The 22,085-nt window shown below is 63.2% G+C and carries 24 protein-coding genes; 19 read left to right on the top strand and 5 right to left on the bottom strand.

Annotation, left to right across the window (positions count from 1 at the left end; genetic code table 11):
• Positions 1 to 192 precede the first annotated feature (192 nt).
• From JOD47_RS07565 to rplI, 12 genes are all read left to right on the top strand, one after another.
• On the top strand, positions 193 to 1,179 hold the full coding sequence (locus JOD47_RS07565) for an ATP-binding cassette domain-containing protein (protein WP_204533333.1): 987 nt from the start codon (positions 193 to 195) through the stop codon (positions 1,177 to 1,179).
• Positions 1,176 to 2,009, top strand: coding sequence for an ABC transporter permease (locus tag JOD47_RS07560; protein ID WP_204533332.1), 834 nt, complete (start codon positions 1,176 to 1,178; stop codon positions 2,007 to 2,009). The genes JOD47_RS07565 and JOD47_RS07560 overlap by 4 nt, the downstream gene beginning before the upstream one ends.
• 67 nt (positions 2,010 to 2,076) lie before the next feature.
• A complete protein-coding gene (locus JOD47_RS07555) occupies positions 2,077 to 3,237 on the top strand; it encodes a YncE family protein (RefSeq protein WP_204533331.1) in 1,161 nt (386 codons plus the stop codon).
• A 125-nt stretch (positions 3,238 to 3,362) separates the two neighbouring features.
• Entirely contained in the window at positions 3,363 to 4,310 is a 948-nt protein-coding gene (locus tag JOD47_RS07550; protein ID WP_204533330.1) for an ABC transporter ATP-binding protein, read from the top strand.
• Positions 4,311 to 4,312: 2 nt separating this feature from the next.
• On the top strand, positions 4,313 to 5,194 hold the full coding sequence (locus tag JOD47_RS07545) for an ABC-2 transporter permease (protein WP_204533329.1): 882 nt from the start codon (positions 4,313 to 4,315) through the stop codon (positions 5,192 to 5,194).
• Between the two features lie 34 nt (positions 5,195 to 5,228).
• Positions 5,229 to 6,488, top strand: coding sequence for a sensor histidine kinase (locus JOD47_RS07540; RefSeq protein ID WP_204533328.1), 1,260 nt, complete (start codon positions 5,229 to 5,231; stop codon positions 6,486 to 6,488).
• The gene (locus JOD47_RS07535) at positions 6,485 to 7,168 is read left to right on the top strand and encodes a response regulator (protein ID WP_204533326.1); all 684 of its coding nucleotides are present in this window, start codon (positions 6,485 to 6,487) and stop codon (positions 7,166 to 7,168) included. The genes JOD47_RS07540 and JOD47_RS07535 overlap by 4 nt, the downstream gene beginning before the upstream one ends.
• A 48-nt stretch (positions 7,169 to 7,216) precedes the next feature.
• A complete protein-coding gene (locus tag JOD47_RS07530) occupies positions 7,217 to 8,497 on the top strand; it encodes a M18 family aminopeptidase (RefSeq protein ID WP_204533324.1) in 1,281 nt (426 codons plus the stop codon).
• A gap of 189 nt (positions 8,498 to 8,686) precedes the next feature.
• Complete coding sequence (gene rpsF, locus JOD47_RS07525) at positions 8,687 to 8,992, top strand: 30S ribosomal protein S6 (protein ID WP_204533322.1); 306 nt, start codon at positions 8,687 to 8,689, stop codon at positions 8,990 to 8,992.
• A gap of 54 nt (positions 8,993 to 9,046) precedes the next feature.
• Positions 9,047 to 9,601, top strand: a complete 555-nt coding sequence (locus JOD47_RS07520; RefSeq protein ID WP_204533321.1) for a single-stranded DNA-binding protein — start codon at positions 9,047 to 9,049, stop codon at positions 9,599 to 9,601.
• Positions 9,602 to 9,700: 99 nt separating this feature from the next.
• Positions 9,701 to 9,940 carry a 30S ribosomal protein S18 gene (rpsR, locus tag JOD47_RS07515; protein ID WP_005273147.1) on the top strand — a complete coding sequence of 80 codons (240 nt, stop codon included), beginning with the start codon at positions 9,701 to 9,703 and terminating at the stop codon, positions 9,938 to 9,940.
• 15 nt (positions 9,941 to 9,955) lie between these two features.
• Positions 9,956 to 10,405 carry a 50S ribosomal protein L9 gene (gene rplI, locus JOD47_RS07510; RefSeq protein WP_204533319.1) on the top strand — a complete coding sequence of 150 codons (450 nt, stop codon included), beginning with the start codon at positions 9,956 to 9,958 and terminating at the stop codon, positions 10,403 to 10,405.
• A 65-nt stretch (positions 10,406 to 10,470) separates the two neighbouring features.
• Here the strand turns inward: rplI and JOD47_RS07505 are convergent, their stop codons facing one another.
• Entirely contained in the window at positions 10,471 to 10,896 is a 426-nt protein-coding gene (locus JOD47_RS07505) for a DUF1801 domain-containing protein (protein WP_204533317.1), read from the bottom strand.
• 577 nt (positions 10,897 to 11,473) lie between these two features.
• Between JOD47_RS07505 and JOD47_RS07500 the strand changes: the two genes are divergently transcribed.
• Positions 11,474 to 15,145 (top strand): replicative DNA helicase, encoded by a 3,672-nt coding sequence (locus JOD47_RS07500; protein ID WP_204533315.1) that lies wholly within the window; start codon positions 11,474 to 11,476, stop codon positions 15,143 to 15,145.
• A 12-nt stretch (positions 15,146 to 15,157) separates the two neighbouring features.
• On the opposite strand, the gene JOD47_RS07495 is transcribed toward JOD47_RS07500, so the two are convergent.
• Genes JOD47_RS07495 through JOD47_RS07485 form a run of 3 tightly spaced genes read right to left on the bottom strand, consistent with a single transcriptional unit; the run spans position 15,158 to position 17,160 of the window.
• The gene (locus JOD47_RS07495; protein ID WP_204533314.1) at positions 15,158 to 15,727 is read right to left on the bottom strand and encodes an MOSC domain-containing protein; all 570 of its coding nucleotides are present in this window, start codon (positions 15,725 to 15,727) and stop codon (positions 15,158 to 15,160) included.
• A gap of 39 nt (positions 15,728 to 15,766) precedes the next feature.
• Positions 15,767 to 16,054, bottom strand: a complete 288-nt coding sequence (locus JOD47_RS07490; RefSeq protein WP_204533313.1) for a MoaD/ThiS family protein — start codon at positions 16,052 to 16,054, stop codon at positions 15,767 to 15,769.
• The gene (locus JOD47_RS07485; RefSeq protein ID WP_204533312.1) at positions 16,051 to 17,160 is read right to left on the bottom strand and encodes a WD40/YVTN/BNR-like repeat-containing protein; all 1,110 of its coding nucleotides are present in this window, start codon (positions 17,158 to 17,160) and stop codon (positions 16,051 to 16,053) included. Before JOD47_RS07485 ends, JOD47_RS07490 begins: the two co-directional genes overlap by 4 nt.
• Before the next feature lie 138 nt (positions 17,161 to 17,298).
• On the opposite strand from JOD47_RS07485, the gene JOD47_RS07480 reads away from it, so the two are divergent.
• Complete coding sequence (locus tag JOD47_RS07480; protein ID WP_204533311.1) at positions 17,299 to 18,177, top strand: DUF4031 domain-containing protein; 879 nt, start codon at positions 17,299 to 17,301, stop codon at positions 18,175 to 18,177.
• Positions 18,178 to 18,264: 87 nt separating this feature from the next.
• Positions 18,265 to 18,894, top strand: coding sequence for a TetR/AcrR family transcriptional regulator (locus JOD47_RS07475; RefSeq protein WP_204533310.1), 630 nt, complete (start codon positions 18,265 to 18,267; stop codon positions 18,892 to 18,894).
• A 4-nt stretch (positions 18,895 to 18,898) separates the two neighbouring features.
• Here the strand turns inward: JOD47_RS07475 and JOD47_RS07470 are convergent, their stop codons facing one another.
• Positions 18,899 to 19,180 carry a hypothetical protein gene (locus tag JOD47_RS07470; protein ID WP_204533309.1) on the bottom strand — a complete coding sequence of 94 codons (282 nt, stop codon included), beginning with the start codon at positions 19,178 to 19,180 and terminating at the stop codon, positions 18,899 to 18,901.
• Positions 19,181 to 19,259: 79 nt separating this feature from the next.
• Here JOD47_RS07470 and JOD47_RS07465 point away from each other — a divergent pair, with 79 nt between their 5' ends.
• Genes JOD47_RS07465 through JOD47_RS07450 form a run of 4 tightly spaced genes read left to right on the top strand, consistent with a single transcriptional unit; the run spans position 19,260 to position 22,053 of the window.
• Positions 19,260 to 20,597: an MATE family efflux transporter gene (locus JOD47_RS07465; RefSeq protein ID WP_204533308.1), complete on the top strand. Its 1,338-nt coding sequence runs from the start codon at positions 19,260 to 19,262 to the stop codon at positions 20,595 to 20,597.
• Between the two features lie 43 nt (positions 20,598 to 20,640).
• Entirely contained in the window at positions 20,641 to 21,231 is a 591-nt protein-coding gene (locus tag JOD47_RS07460) for a hypothetical protein (RefSeq protein ID WP_204533306.1), read from the top strand.
• A gap of 39 nt (positions 21,232 to 21,270) precedes the next feature.
• Positions 21,271 to 21,606: a hypothetical protein gene (locus tag JOD47_RS07455; RefSeq protein ID WP_204533304.1), complete on the top strand. Its 336-nt coding sequence runs from the start codon at positions 21,271 to 21,273 to the stop codon at positions 21,604 to 21,606.
• A gap of 15 nt (positions 21,607 to 21,621) precedes the next feature.
• On the top strand, positions 21,622 to 22,053 hold the full coding sequence (locus JOD47_RS07450) for a DUF1761 domain-containing protein (protein WP_204533302.1): 432 nt from the start codon (positions 21,622 to 21,624) through the stop codon (positions 22,051 to 22,053).
• Positions 22,054 to 22,085: the final 32 nt, after the last annotated feature.

Genomic DNA, 22,085 nt, shown 5'->3' with positions numbered 1-22,085 from the left:
GAGATACTCCCTCAGGACGACGTCGTCAGTCGCCTCAGGTGGCTACGCTCAGTATCGGTGCCCGCCGAGCGGTGGCTACAGCGACGACGGTTGCACTGGGCACGCTGCGTCCCGTTAGGCGCCACCGGGTTGCGGACCGAAACTGTCCGCAGTCCTCTTCTTCCCGTAATTCCGAAAACCTAGGGTTGACCCATGACGATCATCCAGGCTGAAGGCCTGACAAAAACCTACAAATCGAAGAGCGGCCCGGTGCATGCACTCGCGGGCCTCAACCTTTCGGTCCCGCAGGGGACCGTGAAGGCTCTGCTCGGTCCCAACGGAGCGGGCAAGACAACGGCGGTCAAGGTACTCACCACCCTGATCAAGCCTGACCAAGGCACGGCACATATCGACGGCATTGACGTCGTGAACAATCCGAAAGCTGCCCGGCGGATCATCGGAGCGTCCGGCCAGTATGCGGCGGTCGACGAGAACCTCACCGGGTTCGAAAACCTGGAGATGGTGGGCAGGCTCTACCACCTGGGTGCGAAGACCGCACGCAAGCGGGCACAGGAGCTGATCGACCAGTTCGAGCTCACGGAAGCCGGGAACCGGCCGGTGAAGGGATTCTCCGGTGGCATGCGTCGTCGTATTGACCTCGCCGGAGCGCTGGTCATCAACCCGAAAATCCTGTTCCTCGACGAGCCGACTACCGGGCTGGATCCACGGAGCAGGCTCGCGCTGTGGGAGATCATCTCCCAACTGGTGAATGACGGGACCACGCTGCTCCTGACCACCCAGTACCTTGAGGAGGCGGACCACCTTTCGGATGACATCGCCGTGATCGACGGCGGTAAGGTCATCGCCGAGGGCACTTCGGATGAACTGAAGGCGCAGATCGGCGGCCACCGGGTGGTCGTGACTCTGGTGGACGAGGCAGACGCCGGCGCGGCCCGCGAAATCCTCGCGCGTCACGGTGACGGCACCCCCGCCGTCAGCGATCGCACCGTGGAGGTGTCCGTCGTCGACGGACCACGCGCCCTGCAGTATGTGCTCTCCGATTTGGGCAAGGCGAACATCCAGCTGCACGACGCCGGTATGCGCCGGCCCACGCTCGATGACGTCTTCCTCAAGCTCACCGGCCACCGGGCCGAAGACGAGACCAGCAAGAATGACGCTGAGATGGAGAAAGCCCAGTGACCGCGCTCAGCCAGCCCACCTACGACAGCGTAGGGTCGCCTCTCGCCCAACTGTTCTCCGACGGCTGGATCGCCACACGCCGCAATCTGATCAAGATCAAGCGCGTGCCGGAGATCCTCGTCTTCACCATCCTCCAGCCCATCATGTTTGTGCTCCTGTTCAGCCAGGTCTACGCCGGCGCCATGAACGTGCCCGACTACACGAACTTCCTCATGGCCGGGATCTTCGCGCAGACGGTCATCTTCGGCTCCACCTTCTCAGGTGCCGCGATGGCGCAGGACCTGAAGGACGGCATCATCGACCGCTTCCGTACCTTGCCCATGAGCCCGGCAGCAGTGCTCATCGGCCGTACCAACGGCGACCTAGTGATCAACAGCATTTCCATGATGATCATGATGGGAACCGGCTGGTTGGTCGGTTGGCGGGTCACCACGTCGGTGTGGGGTTTCCTGGGCGGTGTGGCGGTCCTGCTGTTGTTCTCCTACGCCTTCAGCTGGGTCATGGCTCTTCTCGGTATGAGCGTTCGCAGCCCGGAGGTCATTAACAACGCATCCTTCATGATCCTGTTCCCGCTGACGTTCATCTCGAACGCCTTCGTTCCCATCCACACCATGCCGGAGGTACTGAAGAACATTGCGGAGTGGAACCCGGTATCGGCCCTCGTGGAGTCCGCACGGATACTGTTCGGGAACACCAATCCGGAATTCCCGGAGCCCACCGCGTGGACCCTGCAGAACCCGATCATCACCGTGATTTTCGGAGTCATCGTGATGCTTGCCATCTTCGTGCCGCTTTCGGTGAAGAAGTTCAAGTCCATCAGTTCCCGGTAACAGGAGGCCGACGACGGCGGCACCCCCCGTGCTGCCGCCGTTGCGACTTTCGCGGGACAATGGGTGCATGCTTCGTAGCGCCGTCGTCGTTCTCTGCCTGCTGTTTCTGACAGCCTGCACGGCGGCGCCTATCCCGGGTGCCACGAGTTCGGCACCTCAACCGGCGGCCACCGCTTCCGGCGTGGCTGTGCCCACCCCTGGTAAAGCTCTCTCAGCGAAGCCGACCACGCCACCATCACCACGGGAATCCCTGGTCCTCGCTACCGACGCGGCAGGAGCGGACCTTCTGGTCATCAATCCCGCAGATCCGGGCAGCCCTCTCGAGCAGCGGATTCCCGTCGGGCAGGCACCCTGGGATGTCGCGGTCAGCGGCACCCGGGCCTTCGTCTCCACAGCCGAAGGAATGGCGGTGGTCGACCTGGAGGAACGGCGTCGTACTTCACTGATCCCATACGCGAATCCGGCTGGCTCCATCTCGCATGGGGAGTATCGGCCCGGCGGCACGGGTATCGCGGTCAGCGCTGACGGAAGCACCGTCTTCGTGGCGGTACTCCGGGCGGACGGCACCTCGGTGCTGGAGAAGATGGACGTTCAGGACGGGCGGACCGTCGGTACCGTTGAGGTGGGACTGCGGCCGTTCGACATCCTGCTTTCCGCCGACGGTTCGGAGATCTACACGATCGACCACGATTCCTTCTCGATCCACGTCATCAACACCGAAACGCTTGCCGCGCGCCGGATCGAGGTAGCCCCGTTCGGCACGCAGGGCGGCCTGGCCTCCTGGGAGAAGCCGCACTATGGCGCGATTGACGACGCCGGGAACCTCCTTCTGCCCTATCAGGGCCTGGCGCTCGCCGTCGTCGACCCGGCCTCGGGCGCTGTCTCCGTGGAGGAGATGACCGCCAACTCGCATCAGCACGGAACTGCGCTTGTTGACGACACCCTCCTTGTGGTCGGGACGGGGGCATTCGGCAATGCCACCGGATCCCCGAACCTCACGGTCCGGGACACGGCGAGCGGTGACGAACGGATCCTGCCGCTGGACCGGCTGCATGAAACGGTGGTGCCCTGGGTTGATCCTGGTACAGGGAAGGCTTATGCGCTGCTCTCCGGCGGCTACACGCGGGATGGTTCCTGGCCCGGCATCACCGTCGTCGATCTTGAAACGTTCGAGCAGCGGGAGCTGGCGGTGCCCGGGAGGCCGCAGTCACTGGCCGTAATGCCCTAGAAGCGTCATCCTTTCGACGTACCAACGCCGGGTGCAAGATCATCCCGTTGGGCGGTGCCGTTCGGGCTGAAGCTCCGTAGGGTTGGGTGTATTCCAAAACTTTCCCTTCCCCAAGGATGCCCACCATGATTGAGGCAGCAGAACTGTCCAAGCGCTATGGCGCAAAGACTGCCGTAGACGGTATCTCATTCAGCGTCAAACCCGGCCGTGTCACCGGTTTTCTCGGTCCCAACGGCGCCGGCAAGTCCACCACAATGCGGATGATCGTCGGACTCGACAACCCCTCCGGCGGCGACGTCCGCGTCAACGGCAAACACTACGCACAGCACTCCGCACCCCTGCGCGAGGTAGGCGCCTTGCTCGATGCGAAAGCAGTCCATACCAAGCGCTCGGCTTACAACCACCTCCGCGCGATGGCTGCCACCCACGGCATTCCCAACAGCCGCGTCAAGGAAGTCATTGAGATGACCGGCCTTGGACCCGTCGCCAAGAAGCGCGTCGGCGGATTCTCGCTAGGAATGGGTCAGCGACTCGGCATTGCGTGTGCACTGCTTGGCGATCCGCACACCGTCATCCTCGACGAGCCGGTCAACGGCCTCGACCCCGAGGGCGTGCAGTGGGTGCGGCACCTCGCCAAGGGGCTTGCTTCCGAAGGCCGCACCGTCTTCCTTTCTTCCCACCTGATGTCGGAGATGGCACTCACGGCAGACCATCTCATCGTCATCGGGCGCGGCCGTATCATCGCCGACGCCCCGATCAGCGAAATCCTTGACGGACAGGGCCAGACCCGCGCCCGGGTCCGCACTGACCGTCCCACCGACCTGGTGCGGGCACTGGCCGCGGACGGCGTCTCCAGCCAGCAGCTCGAACCGGAGCTCCTCGAAATCACCGGTGCGGACTCGCGTCGGATCGCGGAGGTCGCCCTTCAGCGCCAAATCCTTCTCTACGAACTGACACCGCTGCAGGCCTCGCTGGAGGACGCATACATGCAGCTCACCTCCGACGAGGTCGAGTACCACTCACATGCTCTTACGCAGGCTCCTGCCGGGGCCGGCTCCGAGGAAGGCAAGTAGCCATGTCACATACAGCCACTGCACCTGCACCAGAAACAGTGGGTGCCCGCCGCGGCCCCTCCGGGGGATCCGGCGTGAACTTCGCGCGGGTACTCAAATCCGAGTGGATCAAGGTAACAACTGTCCCGTCGACGGTGATCATGCTGAGCATCACCGTGGTGGTCATGGTTGGTCTTGCGGCGCTGTTCGCTTGGCAGACCACCGTTCTGCTCGATCTTCAGTCTGATCCTGAGGTGGCTGCCCAGGTGCAGGGAGCACCGGATGCAACCTCGATCGTTTCCACCATCCCGGGGTCCGGGCTGATCTTCGGCCAACTTCTCATCGGCTCTTTGGCAGTGGTCCTGATTGCTTCCGAGTGGGGCACCGGGATGATCCGGTCCACCATGGTTGCCGTTCCCAAACGAATCCCGGCGCTGCTGGCCAAACAGCTCGTTATCGCTGCCATCGCCTTCATCATCGGTGCAGGATCGGCCTTCGTCGGTTACCTAGTCGCACAGCCGATTCTCGCTCCCTCTGACCTGGCGTTCGGCCTGGATACCGACGGCGTGCTGCTGCACATCATCAACACGGGTTCGGTTCTGGCCCTGGTCGCCATCATCGCCATGTCTATCGGAACCCTTCTGCGCAACACCGCCGGCGGAGTTGTAACCACCATCGGTCTCCTGTTTGTCCTTCCGATCCTCGTGGCCACCTTGCTGGCAGGTATCGCTGACTGGATCCCTGACGCCGCGCGGTTCCTGCCGAGCAGCGCAGGCGAGCAGATGGTGGCCATCACCATCGCAGAAGACGCCCTGAACCAGTGGCAGGGCGCGCTGGTACTCGGCGCCTGGGCATTGGTCCTCCTGGTGATCTCGCTCATCGTCACCAAGAAGCGCGACGTCTAGCCGGCTGCTGCAACGCACCCAATAAGCTCACTCCATGAGTGAAAAATCCTTGGTGAAGGAGACTGCGGAACGAACGGCCGCCGTCTCCTTCACCGAGATCAACGCCCGGCGTCTCGGTCCCATCCGCCGGTACTTCCGGTCACATCCGCAGGTGATGGATGTCGCCGTCGTCCTGGCGTTCCTTCTGGCCACGCTGCCCAACGTCGTCCTCGCTGCCGAATTACCCAGCGGCTGGTGGGGCCTGACACCTGTGGCGGTGGCGGCTTTTGCACTGTTCTTCCGCCGGAGCAATCCCCTGGTGGTAGTTGCTCTGATAACCGTGCTGGAACCGGTCATCCTGCTCATTTCCGAGGGTCGGGGAAGTGTTGGCATTGCCATCTTCTTCGCGCTGTATACGGTTGCCGTGAAGCATTCGGTGCGGGTCGCCGTCTGGACTCTGGTGGGAGCGGCAGTAGTCTCGATCGTTCCCCTGTGGTTCACCATGGGAGATCTCCTTCCCGACGAAGCTCCATTCTTGATCTGGGTGATCACAGGGTTCGTCATCACCTGGTATGCGGTCGCCGTCGGTGTGGGAGTCACCATCCGCCGGGAGAGGCTTCATGAGAACGAGCTGCGCGAGTGGGCTGAACGCAACGCCGAACTTGCCTCCGCCAATGAGCGGAACAGGATCGCCCGCGAGATGCATGATGTGGTCGCGCATTCCCTGTCGGTGATGATCGCGCTCTCCGATGGTGCCGGCGTCGTCATGAAACGTGATCAGGACCGTGCACGGCAGGTGCTGGCGGAGCTCTCCGCAACCGGGCGTACTGCGCTGGCGGACATGCGCCGCGTGCTCGGTGTCCTGCGAGTTGGGCCGGACGCCGCCCCGCTCGCCCCGTTGCCGGCGGGTGATTCACTGGCCGGTCTCCTTGAAGGGTTCCGCGCTGCCGGACTGCCAATTCGTGTGCAGTTGAGCGGGCCGGGCCTGCCGGAGGACGCCGCCTTCCAGATGACCGTTCACCGCATTGTGCAGGAGTCCCTGACCAACGTGCTGCGGTACGCGAAGGCGGTGACCACGGTGGACGTCCTGATCGCCAGGCTGGGCAGCTCCGTCAGGGTGCGCGTGTCCGACGACGGCCGGGGCGCCATGGAACAGGTGCCGTCAGTGGGAACCGGGCAGGGAATCACCGGCATGCGTGAGCGGGCCGCCATCTACGGCGGCACAGTGAACTGCGGGCCAACACCGTCCGGCGGGTGGGTTGTGACCGCAGAACTACGAATTCCCGTCGAAAACCGTCAGGAGAAGTCCGCGTGAGCGAACCGACAAGGGTGCTATTGGTGGATGACCAGCCGCTGCTGCGGATGGGCTTCCGTCTGATTCTCGAGGGCGAGGAAGATATGCAGATCGTCGGCGAGGCCTCCGACGGCGCCGAGGCTGCACGTCTGGCAGCGCGGCTGGAGCCGGACGTCGTACTGATGGACGTCCGCATGCCGGTGATGGACGGGATCGAGGCGACCCGGCGCATCACCGGGTCAGGGGCATGCGCCCGGATCATCATCCTCACCACCTTCGACCTCGATGAGTACGCGTTCGCCGGGCTGCGGGCAGGGGCGTCGGCATTCCTCCTCAAGGACGTCGCGCCGAACGAGCTGGTGCATGCCGTCCGCGTGGTCGCAAGCGGTGACGCCGTGGTCGCGCCGCGGGTCACCCAGCGGCTGCTCGAGGAGTATGTACGCTCCCGCCCCGCCGCCCCGAAGCCTCCCCGCGACCCGCTTCTGCAGGACTTGACCCCGCGCGAGCTGGAAGTCCTTGGTGCCATCGCTGAGGGGCTGTCCAACGCGGAACTGGCGCACCGGTTCTTCCTCTCCGAAGCCACAGTGAAGACCCATGTGCGTCGGATCCTCACCAAACTCCACCTGCGCGACCGCGTCCAGGCCGTGGTGTACGCCTATGAGACCGGCCTGGTCACCCCGAGCCAGGGGCTTGATTTCTGAGGTTGCCCGCCTCCCGGGCGGCACCCGGCGGCCAGTAGGCTTGCAGACATGACTGCCGCTCACGCTCACATCGCAGACCTCGGCGCCTACGTTGCTGCCTCACCCTCCAGCTTCCACGCCGCCCACGAGGGCGGCATCCGGCTCCAGGCGGCCGGCTTCACCCAGTTGCATGAAGACGATGCCTGGGACGGCGGACCCGGCCGGTTCTACGTCATCCGCGACGGCGCGCTGATCGCCTGGATCACCCCGCCCACCGCAACGGAGACCACAGGCTTTCACATTCTCGGCGCCCATACCGACTCCCCGTCCTTCAAGCTGAAGCCCAAGCCAACCATCGGACGCCACGGCTGGCTGCAGGCCGGCGTCGAAATCTACGGCGGCCCGCTGCTGAATTCCTGGCTGGACCGTGAGCTGGCGCTCGCCGGCCGGCTGGTAACGCACGACGGCGCGGAGCACCTTGTCCACACAGGCCCGCTGCTGCGTTTCCCCCAGCTGGCAATCCATCTCGACCGCGCCGTCAATGACGGGCTGAAGCTCGACAAGCAGCAGCACATGAACCCGGTCTGGGGCCTTGGCGATCCGGGACGTGCGGACCTCCTGCAGCTCCTTGCCGTGGACGCTGATCTCGAAGCGGCGGATATCGGCGGCTTTGACGTGGTGGTTGCGGATACCCAGCAGCCCCGGGTCTTCGGTGCGGATGGCGAATTCTTCGCCTCCGGCAGGCTGGACAACCTCTCCTCTGTCCACGCCGGGCTCACCGCCCTCATCCAGGCACCAAAGAACGACACCGGCGGCGCGCCCATTGCTGTGCTGGCCGCTTTTGATCACGAGGAAGTCGGCAGCGGATCACGCTCCGGCGCGAGCGGGCCGTTCCTCGAGGACATCCTGCACCGGATCTCCTCGGGATTGGGCGCCGGTGAGGAGCAGCGGCGGCGGGCTCTCGCGTCGTCGTTCTGTGTGTCTTCGGATGCCGGCCACGCCGTCCATCCCAACTACGCCGAGCGCCACGATCCAGCGAACCATCCGGTCCTGAATGGCGGACCGCTGCTGAAGATCAACGCGAACCAGCGGTACACCACAGACGCTCCCGGCGCCGCCTACTGGGCGCGGCTGTGCAGGGACGCCGGCGCTCCGTACCAGGAGTTCGTTTCGAACAACGTGATGCCGTGCGGATCCACCATTGGGCCGCTGACCGCAACCCGGCTCGGCATCCGGACGGTGGACGTCGGCGTTCCGCTGCTGTCCATGCACTCTGCCCGTGAGCTCTGCGGCGTCGAGGATCCCTACCAACTCACCCGGGTGATGCAGCGGTTCTTCACGGTTTCGTAGCGCCGTTTCCTGGAGCAGCCCGTTGTCCACAGGCGGTTCGAAGAGCTGCCGGGTGTCCGGTAGTATTGATGAGTCCGTGTCACCGTGGAACCGCTGAAAATGAGCGGTTCCTGCGCGCGGATCAACGCTAAAGAACCTCCTGTTGCGGAAAGACCGCGACCGTTTAGCCCAGAGGAGGTGGGTTCACAAATGCGTGCATATGAACTGATGGTAATCATCGACCCCGATGTCGAGGAACGTACCGTTGAGCCAACACTCGAGAAGTTCCTGAATGTCGTACGTAACGGCGAAGGAACTGTGGACAAGGTAGACATCTGGGGACGTCGCCGCCTTGCCTATGAAATCAAGAAGAAGACCGAAGGCATTTATGCCGTCGTCAACTTCACCGCCACCCCGGCTGTAGCAGCTGAACTTGATCGCCAGCTTGGTCTGAATGAGACCATCATGCGCACCAAGATCATCCGCCCCGAGGAGCAGAAGGTTTCTGCCGAGTAATTTCGGCTATCAAACCAGGCCTACTTCGGTGGGCCCGTGACCGTAGGAGGCACCATGGCAGGCGAGACCATTATCACGGTCGTCGGTAATCTCACCAGCGACCCGGAACTTCGTTTCACCCCGTCAGGCTCTGCAGTGGCTAATTTCACCATTGCGTCGACGCCGCGGACCTTCGACCGTCAGTCCAGCGAGTGGAAGGACGGCGAAACGCTGTTCCTCCGGGCGTCGGTCTGGCGTGAAGCGGCTGAGAACGTTGCGGAGACCCTCACCAAGGGAACCCGTGTTGTTGCTCAGGGCCGCCTCAAGTCACGCACTTATGACACCAAGGAAGGCGAGAAGCGCACCGTCATGGAGTTGGAGGTGGACGAAATCGGTCCATCCCTGCGCTACGCATCTGCCAAGGTAAGCCGTACCCAGCGCTCCGGCGGTGGTGGCGGCGGCTTCGGTGGAGACAGTGGCGGAAGCGGCGGTGGCGGTTCCAACCAGGGTTGGAATGGCGGCGGCGGCCAGCAGGCACAGCAGCCGTCCCAGGATCCCTGGGGTGCACCGGCCGGCGGTAATTCGTCCGGTTGGGGCAACGGCCCGGAATCATCCGAGCCGCCTTTCTAGATCTTCCAGGAACGGTGCCGGACCGGCGGCGTTCCACTTCTGAAATTCCCATCCCGCAGAACCGTTCTGCGGGCTCCACCAGACATAAGGAGCACCACGATGGCTAAGGCTGAACTTCGTAAGCCCAAACCAAAGTCCAACCCCTTGAAGGCCGCTGACGTCACCGTCATCGACTACAAGGACGTAGCACTGCTGCGTAAGTTCATTTCCGACCGCGGAAAGATCCGTGCGCGCCGCGTTACCGGCGTGACCGTGCAGGAACAGCGCAAGATCGCCCAGGCAATCAAGAATGCCCGCGAAGTTGCACTCCTGCCTTACTCCGGCGCAGGCCGCGGCTAAGGAAAGGAACACACCATGGCAAAGCTTATTCTTACCCAGGAAGTCACCGGTCTGGGAACCGCAGGTGATGTTGTCGAGGTCAAGAACGGTTACGCACGTAACTTCCTTCTGCCTCGCGGCTTCGCTCTCACGTGGACCAAGGGCGGCGAAAAGCAGGTGGAGTCCATCAAGGCTGCACGTTCTGCCCGCGAGCACGCTTCGCTCGAGGACGCTCAGCGTCAGGCTGCTGCCCTGCAGGCCAAGCCGGTCAAGCTGACCGTCAAGGCCGGCGAGTCCGGTCGTCTCTTCGGAACCGTCAAGGCCGAGGATGTCGCCAAGGCTGTTGAGTCCGCTGGCCTCGGCTCCATCGACAAGCGCAAGGTGGAACTGCCGGCACACATCAAGTCGACCGGCAGCTACCAGGCAAACGTTCGTCTCCACGAGGATGTTGCCGCTGTGATCGATCTCGACGTCGTCGCCAGCTAGATTATTTCTGCACTGCCGTAAAGGCCCTCGCTCCTTCGGGAACGGGGGCCTTTCGCTTGCACTGATCAGGTGTTGGTGAAGTTCTCACTCACCATGAACTGATGACCCACGTCGATGAGCTGGGCGAGAACGTCCTGGTCGACGTCGTCGAGCTTGTTGATGTACAGGCACGCCGCACCTGTCTTGTGCTTGCCCAGCTTCTGCAGCAACCCGGCCGCCCCCGGCGCGTACGTAAGCCCGTAGAGCGCGAGGTTGGCACTGCGTGGTGAGAAGCCGACGGCCAGGGCATCTCCCTCGCGGCCCGTGGCGTACTTGTAGTGGTAGCTTCCGAATCCCACCATCGAAGGGCCCCACATGACTGCTTCCTGCCCGGTGACCCGGCCCATGAGAGCCAGGAGCCTCTGAGCATCCTGCCGGCGTCGCTCGTTTTCTACTGAGGCTATGAATTCCTGCGGGGACGCGGTGGTGGGCGCCGTCTTGTTATTAGCCATGTGAGGAAGTATCGCAGGCTGGAGCAGTTCACGGAACTTGCCGGTGAATACATCCAGCAACTGGAGTATTCCTCATTCCGTACGTCTGGTCGCGATCCATCAGAGCAGAGGCATAGACGGCCGTCACGGGTCTTGATCCACTGGAAGCTGGCCTGTAGCCGGTCGAGCGCGAGGTTGTGGATAGGTGGTGCATAAAAGCACCGCTGTAGGGCTAATATCGCCTGCTGTCAACACCCAAGTACGGGATGAATGTTCGGATGAGAAAGTTTTCGTCCACAGGCTGTCTCGGGTGTTTGGCCTAGTCAGAGCGAGATTGTGGGCAAAGATTCTTGCTAATCCACATAGATATCCCCAGCCTCTACACACAACACGCCGCACAATTGCCAGCTTATACACACCCCCTGTGGATAACTCGCTTGGCAGAGGGGATGCTGGGCACTAGCGTTGCGGGGTATCCCATACCGCAAGGACTGTCGGTGGCGGCTGATATCTATGGTTATTCAGCTCGGATCCACCGCTCATCGGCAGACGCCCGGGGCAGGGATTTGGGGAAGTTTCGGGAAGGAAGGCCGCACACGTGTCGTTGACTCATGCGGATTCATCAGAAGACACTCGCTCACCGCAGTTTTCCCGAACGCCCCCGCAGGATCTGGTTGCTGAGCAGTCCGTCCTCGGCGGGATGATGCTGTCCAAGGACGCGATTGCGGACTGCGTCGAGGTGCTGCGGGGCGTGGATTTCTACCGCCCGGCACACGAAAGCATTTATGAAGCCATTATCGATCTCTACGGTCGTGGAGAGCCCGCTGATGCCGTTACCGTGTCGGACGAGCTCACCAAGCGTGGGGAGATCTCCCGTATCGGCGGGCCGGCCTATCTTCACACACTGATCCAGTCGGTCCCCACCGCCGCCAATGCGGGCTTTTACGCTGAAATCGTTCGGGAGCGTGCTGTCCTGCGCCGCCTGGTTGATGCCGGCACCAAGATTGTCCAGCTCGGCTACTCCAATGACGGCGAGGTGGATGACCTTGTCAACGCCGCTCAGGCCGAGGTCTATGCGGTAGCTGAACGCCGCACCGCTGAAGACTATGTGCCCCTGAAAGACATAATCGAGGGCACGGTTGACGAGATTGAGTCGGCTGGGCACCGCGGTGAGGGCATGACCGGGGTCCCAACGGGCTTCTACGAATTCGATGAACTCACCCAAGGCCTGCATGGCGGGCAGATGATTGTGATTGCGGCCAGGCCGGCTATGGGTAAGGCCCTGGCACTCGACACCCCGCTGCCCACGCCCACCGGCTGGACAACCATGGGTGAGGTATCGGTGGGCGATCAGGTGATTGCAGCGGATGGTAGCCCTACCGCCGTTGTGGCTGCCACGGAGGTGATGCAGGGGCGCCCGTGCTTCAAAGTCACCTTCGACGACGGTTCCACAATCGTCGCCGACGAAGAACACCAATGGCTTACCGATACCCGAGCTTCCCGGAAGTCCGCGCAGGAAGCGTCCGCGGGCCACCACCGTGTACGCAATCAACGGGTGTTTCCCTCTGTTCGTACTACACGGGAAATCGCGGACACGCTCCGATGTAACACCAGCGATCAGCGACTCAACCATTCAGTGCGCAACACCCGTCCGTTGGCCTTACCTCAGGCTGAGCTGCCGATCGGCCCTTACACTTTGGGGGCGTGGCTGGGTGATGGCGCGTCGGCGACCGCTCGAATAACCACGGCTGACGAGGAGGTGCTCCTCCGTGTTGGCGGCGAGGGCTACTCCACCACCGAAGGCGCCTCGATTCCTGAGGAAGAGCTGCGCACGCTCGGAGTGCTTGGAAACAAGCACATCCCTATCCAGTATCTTCGAGCCAGCGAGGCACAGCGGCGCGCTCTCTTGGCCGGTCTGCTGGATACGGACGGCACCGTTACCGCGAATGGCTGCGTGCAGTTCGCCGTCACGCACAAACGCCTGGCCCAGAACTTCCGTGAGCTTGCCCTCAGCCTCGGCTACCGGACCGGTTGGTGGGAGAAGCCTGTCAAGGGTCGTAGTGCTTCGTCATCGACGTGCTTCGTGATCACTTTCTCCACTGATGACACTGTATTCGGGCTAACTCGCAAGCAGATTCTCCACAAAGAGCGGGACAGCCGGTCCACGCCGAAGCGGACTCAGCGGTTCATTACCTCAGTGGAACGGATTGAGTCGGTACCTGTTCGATGCCTACAGGTAGCGAATGATGAGCATCTGTTTTTGGCAGGTCGTTCCTTCATACCGACGCACAACTCCACGTTCGCCCTGGACTGGGCGCGTTCTGCTGCCATCAAGCACAACATGACTACCGTCTTCTTCTCCCTCGAGATGGGCCGCAACGAGATCGCCATGCGACTGTTGTCCGCAGAAGCCACCATCGGGCTGCAGGATCTGCGCAAGGGCACTGTAAAGGATGAGCAGTGGGGCAAGATTGCCACCACGATGGGACGCATGAATGACGCCCCGCTCTTCATTGACGACAGCCCCAACATGTCCCTGATGGAGATCCGCGCGAAATGCCGCCGCCTCAAGCAGCGGCATGATCTGAAGCTCGTTGTCCTCGACTATCTACAGCTGATGTCATCCGGAAAGCGTGTGGAATCCCGCCAGCAGGAAGTCTCGGAGTTCTCGCGAGCCCTGAAGCTCCTGGCCAAGGAATTGAACGTTCCCGTGGTCGCTCTTTCGCAGCTCAACCGTGGCTCTGAACAGCGAACCGACAAGCGGCCGATGGTCTCGGACCTTCGCGAGTCAGGTTGCCTCACCGCTGACACGAGGGTGCTGCGATCGGATACCGGCGCGGAGACCACTATGGGCGAGCTGTTCCGGACCGGTGCCCGGGATGTGCCTGTTTGGTCTCTGGACGACAGCCTCCGGTACGTGGAGCGCCACCTAACGCACGTTTTCTCGACCGGCACGAAGGAGGTTTTCCGTCTAACGTTGGCCTCTGGGAAGACTATTCGAGCCACCTCCAACCATCCGTTTTTCACCTACGACGGCTGGCGTGCCCTCGGTCATCTCAAGGTCGGGGACCGACTGGGTGTTCCTCGCCATGTCAACGGGCCGTCAGAGCGGACCCAGTGGGACGATTCTCAGGTCATCCTGCTCGGTCACCTCTTGGGTGATGGATCCTTCGTGAAGCGCCAGCCCATCCGCTATGCAACGCAGGACGAAGCGAACGTAACCGCAGTATCCGAGGCGGCCAAGTACTTCGGTATCACTGCGGTTCGCGATGACTACGCGGCAGCCCGGTGCGTAACGGTGCGGCTCCCGGCGCCCTACCGGCTCACACACGGCATGCGGAACCCGATCGCGGCGTGGCTCGATTCGTTTGGTCTCTTTGGGGCGCGCAGCCACGAGAAGTTCGTTCCGGAAGAGGTCTTCGCTTTACCCAAGGCCCAGATTTCCCTATTCCTGAAGCACCTTTGGGCGACCGACGGTTCTGTGACTGTGAACCGAGCGGCCACGGGCGGCCGCATCTACTATGCGTCGACCTCACGGCGGCTCATCGACGACGTAACGCGGCTCCTTCTTCGCTTCGGTATCAGCGCCAGGGTAAAGACGGCGACGGCAAAGGGCAACTACCGTCCCGGCTATACGCTTGACGTCTCAGGCGGTGACGATCAGCGCCGATTCCTACAGGAGATCGGCGTCCATGGTGCCCGTGCGGCCTCATGTGAGCGTCTGCTCGACATCATTCGGGACAAAACGGCCAACACCAATGTTGACACCGTTCCTCTGCAGGTTTGGGATGATGTGAAGTCCATCCTCGCCGAAAAGGATATGACCCACCGTGAGTTCCAAGCGGCCATTGGGACCCAATATTGTGGATCGACCCTCTTCAAGGCCGCTCCGTCGCGGCAGCGTTTGGCAAGGGTGGCGGCCGTGTTGGGCTCAGCGGAGCTCGACGTCATGGCAGTCAACGATCTCCTCTGGGACAGCGTTGTAAGTATTGAACCGGATGGTGAGGAAGAGGTATTCGACGCGACTGTCCTTGGAAACCACAACTTCGTTGCCAACGGCATCGCCGTTCATAACTCGATCGAACAGGATGCGGATATGGTCATCCTGCTTCACCGCGACGACGTGTATGACAAGGAATCACCGCGAGCCGGGGAAGCCGACGTCATCGTTGCCAAGCACCGTAACGGTCCTACGAAGACGTTGGTTGTCGGATTCCAGGGCCACTACTCGCGATTCAACAACATGGCGGCAGACACCGGCGGGTTCTAGGGTAGAGGCCGATCACGGGAGACGGCTGGGCTTCAACCGGTGAGGCACTCCGGCCTGCGCCGGGTCGAGTTCCACCGGGCTCACCAGCACGGCCGGGCCTCGGTGCAGCGCCCCACTGGCAACAGGCTGGCAGCGCACGCCCCCGCGGCCACGCATGGCCGCATGCGCGCCAGGAGCGAGCATCCGGTCCATCCACGCACACGGATGCGCGGGCCTGCCGCCGCGCAGCGTCACCTGGTCTCCGCCGGACTCAAGTGTGAACTCCTGTCCAATCAGGGGCGCCAACTGCGCACCCCTCAGGACCACGTTGCGACGCGTCAGCAGCGGATCGAAAGCATCCTCACCCAGCTCTGCCGCGATCGCCTCCAGCGCTTCGACAGCGAACACCGTCACGGCAGCATCCATGTGCGCGGCCTTGCCGAAGAAGCGGTCCCCGACGATGCCCTTACCGGCCACCACGTCGACATGCCCGGCGTCCACCGTTGGCACGTCCGCTGCGCCATCACGCGCCCGGCCGAAGTAGGCGTGCTGGCCAGACACAAGCAGATGCAGGATCTCGACCTCGTACCGGTAGACGCTCATTCATACAAGCTAACGCGTCCCGAGGCTGAGCGCAGCCGCCTACCCGCCGGCCACCGACTGGATGATCATCACCTCTGACCCAGGCGTAACCGGTGTCGATAGACCGTCCGCCCGGCGCACGTCTTCACCGTCCACGTAGATATTGACGTAGCGGCGCAGCGCCCCGGTCTCATCACGGATCCGACGGGCAAGGACAGGTCTCCCGTCGGCCAGTGTGTCCAGTAGCGCAGACACCGGAGCGGGAGCTTCCAACGGAATCTCGACGGCGGACCGGTCATCAACCAGCGGCCGCAGCAGCGTCGGAATCAGGACGGTGACAGGGCTCATGGTGACCCGACGCCAGCGGCCGCGCCAACGACGACGGCGGCACGCACGCACAGCACATCCGGCAGGTGAGCTGCCACTTCAGTGAAAGTTCCGCCTTCGTCCGCGCTGGCGTAGACAGAACCGCCCCGCGTGCCGAAGTAGACGCCGACGGGCTCCGCAGTGTCCACGCCTGCGGCATCGCGCAGTACGGCGTTGTATTCGCTGGCGGGCAGGCCGTTGTCCAGCCGGGTCCAGGTGGCACCGGCGTCGTCCGTGCGGTGAACGGCAAGCCGGGCATCCGGCGGGATGCGCTCGCCGTCGGCTTTCAGGGGAATCACCCAGGCGGTACCGCCGCGGCGGGGATGGGACAGCATCACGAATCCGAAGTCAGCCGGCAGTCCGTCAGCGATCGATTCCCACGTTTCCGCGCCGTCGTCGGTCCGGTAGACACCGTGGTGGTTCTGGGCGTAGAGCCGTTGGGGATTCTCAGGATCCCGAGCGATCTTGTGAACACACTGACCGAATTCCGGGTTGGGGTCCGGCATGAAGTACGCCGAGATGCCCTTGTTCCGCGGTTCCCAGGACTGGCCGCCGTCTGTGGAGCGATAGACGCCGCCGGTACTCATGGCCACGTGAACGGTGTCGTCGACCGGGCTGGGTGTGACCGTGTGCGCCGCGGCGCCGCCGAAACCGGCGCCCCACTCCGAGCGGTGCGGATGGTCCCACAGCCCGCGGTTGAGCTCGAAGTGCTGCCCGCCGTCAGTCGATTTCCACACGGAGATCGGTTCACAGCCGGCCCAGACAACCCCCGGCCGGTCCGTTGAATCCGGCTGCAGCTGCCAGATTCGGCCAAGCGCGGTGTCATCTGATTCGGCAAACTTGATGGCGCCCTGCTCGGGTTCGGACCAGGTCGCGCCGAGGTCATCCGAATAGACCACGGTGGGCCCCCAGTGCCAGTCCATCATTCCCACCAGGATGCGCGTCCTCCCCTCGCGGGTATCAATTCCGATGCTCGGGATCTCGGACATGAGGTGGTGGGGCTGTGAGAGCGTCCAGTTCTGCCGGTCGGTGCTGGTTGCAAGCCATAGGCCCTTTTTGGTTCCGATGGCAAGGAGGGTGGTTTCCATGGGTACTCGATTCGCGAAGGTGAAAACGCGGTCGCCGTGGACACACCAAACGCACGACGGCACCGCATGTAGACACCGTAAACAATGGCACAGCACCCAGCGGCTGTACAGGGGTTTTGCTGGGTATGCTTCTATCCCATGGCCGTGTATATCGATCCTCCGCTCTGGCCCGCGCACGGCACGCTTTTCTCGCACCTCATCTCGGATACCTCGCTCGCTGAGCTACACGCATTCGCAGCCAGCGCCGGCATTCCCGAGCGCGCGTTCGACATAGACCACTACGACGTCCCGGCCCGGCGCTACCGCCGGCTCGCCGAGCTCGGTGCCCACGAGGTTGACGGCGGAACGTTGGTGCGGGTCCTGATCGCCAGTGGGCTACGGGTACCTGCACGACGCCGGCCGGACCGCATCCGCCGGTCCCTCCTCACGCGATGGGAGCAGACCCTGCCCGGCACACCCCATCTCGGCGCGGAGGTGCTGGGCCGGTGGTCGGAGCCGCACCGCCGCTACCATACGCCCGAACACCTGCTCGATGTTCTGGAGGCGCTGGATCTGCTTTTCACCGACAACGACGACGCCGACACCCGCCTGCATGCGCGGCTCGCCGCCTGGTTCCACGACGCTGTGTACAACGGCCGGGCAGGGGAGGACGAGGAAGCGTCGGCCGTGCTCGCCGGATCCTTACTCGAAGGCATCGTGGAGGGTCGCGCGGAGGTAATGCGGCTGGTGCTGCTCACCACTACGCACGCGCCGCAGGAGGGTGACCGTCCGGCTGAGCTGCTGTGTGATGCGGACCTTGCGGTTCTGGGCCGCGCCCCGGGAGGGTACCGGCGGTACCTCGCCGCCGTCCGGGAGGAGTACGCCCATGTTCCGGACCCGGAATTCGCGCGGGGGAGGGCAGCCGTCGTCGACCGCTTGTCGAGCCTCGATCCGCTTTACCGCACCGCCGAGGGACGGTGTCTGTGGGCCGCGAAGGCTCAGCAGAACCTGTCGGCCGAGGCGGCCGCGCTGCGCTGAACATGCCGGTTGGAGCACCGGCATCGTGGCACAATTGTTGACAGTGTTCACATTCCAGTGTGGTTCCGGGAAGCGTGAGGAGAAGGTGTGACTCATCGGTCGCGCAGTACATACCGTCACGGTGACCTGTACCGCGCGCTGGTGGCCGCTGGCATTGAACTTGCACGCGAGGGCGGGCCAGCCGCCGTCGTGCTCCGTGAGGCTACGCGCCGCACCGGTGTGACACCCAACGCTGCCTACCGGCACTTCGCCGACAAGCGGGCACTCCTCCATGCGGTGTCTATGGCGGCCCAGGCGGAACTGGCGCGCTCCATCGAGGAAGAGCTGTCCCGGATTGAGTCAACCGGCGACGTCGGCGATGTTGCCAAGGCACGTCTCCGCGCCGTCGGAGCCGGTTACCTTCTTTTTGCGCAGACCCAGCCGGGCCTTTTCCGCACGGCATTCGCGGAGCATGCAGACCTTCGGGATGCCGCTACTCCTGATTCGGCGGGTGACACCGGTCTGACACCTTTTCAGCTGTTGTCTGCGGCGTTGGACGGCCTGGTTGATGCGGGAGTCTTGCCGGCGGAACGACGTTTAGGGGCTGAGTTTCTGGCGTGGTCATCGGTGCATGGACTCGCCATGCTGGTCATCGATGGACCGCTGCAGGGTCTTGACGTGGAGCAGCGGACCTTCGCGGCGCGGCGACTGCTCGAGATGGTCGAGAAGGGACTATGACCTTTTAAAGGTCGTTGGGCCGTTGCCCGGCAGCGCGGGCGCGGGCCCGGTAGCGAAGCACATGGCCCCGCGCAATCAGCGCGATCGCCGCCACCACGATGACAACGCCGATGATCAGCAGCACTATGGAACCGGAATCAACGGGCTCGCTGCGAGCCGCGGACCGCGCAAAGCCTGACATGCCCTGCGGTATGAAGAAGGTGCTGAATAGAAGGAGCGCAGCGCCAACGATGAAGTGCTTGACCCCAGCTTTCACGGACATCTCCTCATCTGGCTGAACAGCCATCCAACCAGTACCCAGCGTAGCTATTCGGGGCCCGGATGGCCCATCCGTTTTGTCTCACCCAGGGCCTAGGCTGGAATTCGTGTCCACCACTGTTCCGGATCGCCGCCAGCTTGGCCGCTCCATCCTCCGCCTTGCTGTACCTGCGCTGGGTGCTCTCATTGCCGAGCCGCTGTTCCTGTTGGCGGACTCCGCGATCGTCGGTCACCTGGGAGTGAATGAACTGGCCGGCGTGGGCCTCGCCTCAACGGTGCTTCAGACCGCCGTCGGGCTTATGGTTTTCCTCGCCTACTCAACAACGCCTGCAGTTGCGCGTTTCCTGGGCGCCGGCCGCATGCAGGATGCGCTTGCAGCAGGGCGCGACGGCGTCGGGCTGGCACTGTTGCTGGGTGTGGTCCTGTCGGGTCTCGGCTGGATCCTCGCGCCAGGGCTCGCGGCCGCAATGGGCGCCGAAGGCGAGGTGCACCAGTTCGCGGTGGACTACCTTCGATTCTCCATGCCCGGGCTGACGGCCATGCTCGTTGTCCTCGCGGCAACAGGGGTGTTGAGAGGGCTGCAGGACACTCGCACTCCGCTCGTGGTGGCGGGAGCCGGCTTCGGAGTCAACATCGTCCTCAACTACCTGCTGGTCTACGGTGCGGGGCTCTCCGTCGCAGGTTCCGCGCTGGGGACCAGCATCGCGCAATGGGGCATGGCAGCGGTCTACCTCGTCATCATCTATCGCTTCTCAGGCAGGCACTCGGTTTCGCTCCGTCCCACCTGGCGGGGACTCAGGGCAACCGCACGGGTTGGTTCATGGCTGATGCTGCGGACAGCCAGTCTGCGGGTCGCGATCCTCGCAACGGTGGTGGTTGCAACATCGCAGGGGCCTGTGTCCCTCGCAGCCCATCAGCTGATCATGACCATCTTCACTCTCCTCGCCTTCGCGCTGGATGCTCTCGCCATTGCGGCACAGGCGCTCATCGGGAAGGAACTTGGTGCCGGCAACCGGCCTCTTGCGCATGCCCTCACCCGCACCATGATTCGTTGGGGGGTTGCCTTCGGCGTCCTGACCGGGCTGATGCTGGCAGCCGTTGCACCGTTCATTGACTGGATTTTCACTTCTGACGAGGGCGTCCAGGCTGCCTTCACCGTGGGCCTCTGGGTACTCGCTGCGGCGCAGCCCGTCTGCGGCTACGTCTTTGTGCTGGATGGAGTTCTGATCGGGGCCGGTGACGCGAAGTATCTGGCGCTCGCCGGCGTCGTGAATCTAATTTTGTACGTTCCGCTGCTGGTTCTGGTCTTCGCCGCCGGCCTGACCGGGCTGGAGGGAATCGCCTGGCTGTGGGCCGGATTCGGCGTCGGTTATATGCTGGCGCGCGCACTGACCCTCGGCTGGCGCGTCAGGAATGATCGCTGGATGGTTACCGGTGCCGCCTGAGACTAAACTTGCAACGTCCATCAGGCGCACGGAAAGGCAGGACATGAGCGCGGAAACGGCAGGCAAGACCGCACCGACTCCACTCTGGCGTGCTTTTCTGCTTCACGCCGCAGTGGCCGGCGCCTTCGGGCTGCTGACCATCTTCTGGGGGCAGCCCTCCGTCCATGTGATGTCCGTCGCGGGAGGGCTCTATCTCCTGGGGCTGGCCGCCGCCGTGTACTTCACCGAACAGAGCCTGAAGTTTCAGGGCGCCATCCCCGCATGGCTCACTCGAACGGTGCCGGTGTTCCTCGCGATTGCCGGACTGCTCAATTTGTGGGTTCACGCAGACAGCATGTTCGCTCAGACCGGCGCGCTTGCGCTGATTCTGATGGGCCTGGTGTACGTGATCGTCTGGTTCAAGAATCGCGGTGCGCATAGTGCTGCCCGCGATTTCCTCCTGATTGGGATCGTGACAACGCTCACCGGAGTTCTGCTGCCGCTGTTCCAGGCTCTCGGAGCGCACGCGCTGCTCGGCGTGGCAGGCGGCGGTGCGGTGATTACCGCCGTCGTGCTTGCGCTTGCGGCCCTCAGCTACCGGCACGATGCTCGCGAAGTTGCCGGTCCTACAGCACATACCAAACCCGTAAACTAGATTTCTACTATTCGTAGAAGATATTGAGGAGAAGGAACCGTGTCCAAGCAGGTCAAGGGCGTCAGGGGTCCTCTCATTTTTTCGGCTGTTCTTGCCGTAATAGCGGGCATCGCAACCATGGTTTTCGCCACAGGTGGGGGCACACGCGAGCTGCGGGTGGACCTGGGCCTGACCGCCGCCGGCATCGCCTTCATTGCCTCCCTGGTGATCAGCGCGCTGTTGCTGATGACGGAAAAGCCCAATGAAGACCACCTCGGGAAGGGCACGGGGATCAACCGCTCGTCCTCGAAGATTCCGGGCGGGTCAGCCAATCTTGATGAACACGGCAACCCTCGGGGCACCAACCCAAAACGCACCGACGACGACGCCCGCTAACCCAAGGAGCGCACCATGGCTGTTCCCGAGATCAACGTTCTCGCCGTTATCATCGCCACCCTGTCCACCATGGTGGTCGGCACCATCTGGTACACGCCCAAGGTCTTTGGCAACTACTGGATGCGGACCGCGAAGGTGAACCCAAGCGGAGACGGCAAGGATGCCGTCAAGCCGATCCTCATCACCGTTGTGGTCAGCTTCATCAGCGCCTGGGTCCTGGCCGGGAGCGCCGCAATTGCACAGGAGTTTTATGGCGGCAACTTCCTGCTGAACACCCTCATCACGGCAGTCATCCTGTGGGCCGGGTTCACCGCCACACGGTTCGCCACTCATGATGCCTTCGAGGGTCGCCCAGTTGGACTCACCATCCTCAACAGCGCCCACGAGCTTGTAACCTTCATCGTGATGGCGCTCATCATCGGACTCTTTGGAATCAGCGGCGCCTGAGAACCGACGGGCTCCAACCGCCCGCCTGGTCG

Origin of the sequence: Arthrobacter tumbae, from assembly GCF_016907495.1 — a bacterium.
GTDB classification, from domain to species: domain Bacteria; phylum Actinomycetota; class Actinomycetes; order Actinomycetales; family Micrococcaceae; genus Arthrobacter_D; species Arthrobacter_D tumbae.
This window is presented reverse-complemented; position numbering and strand designations above follow the sequence as displayed.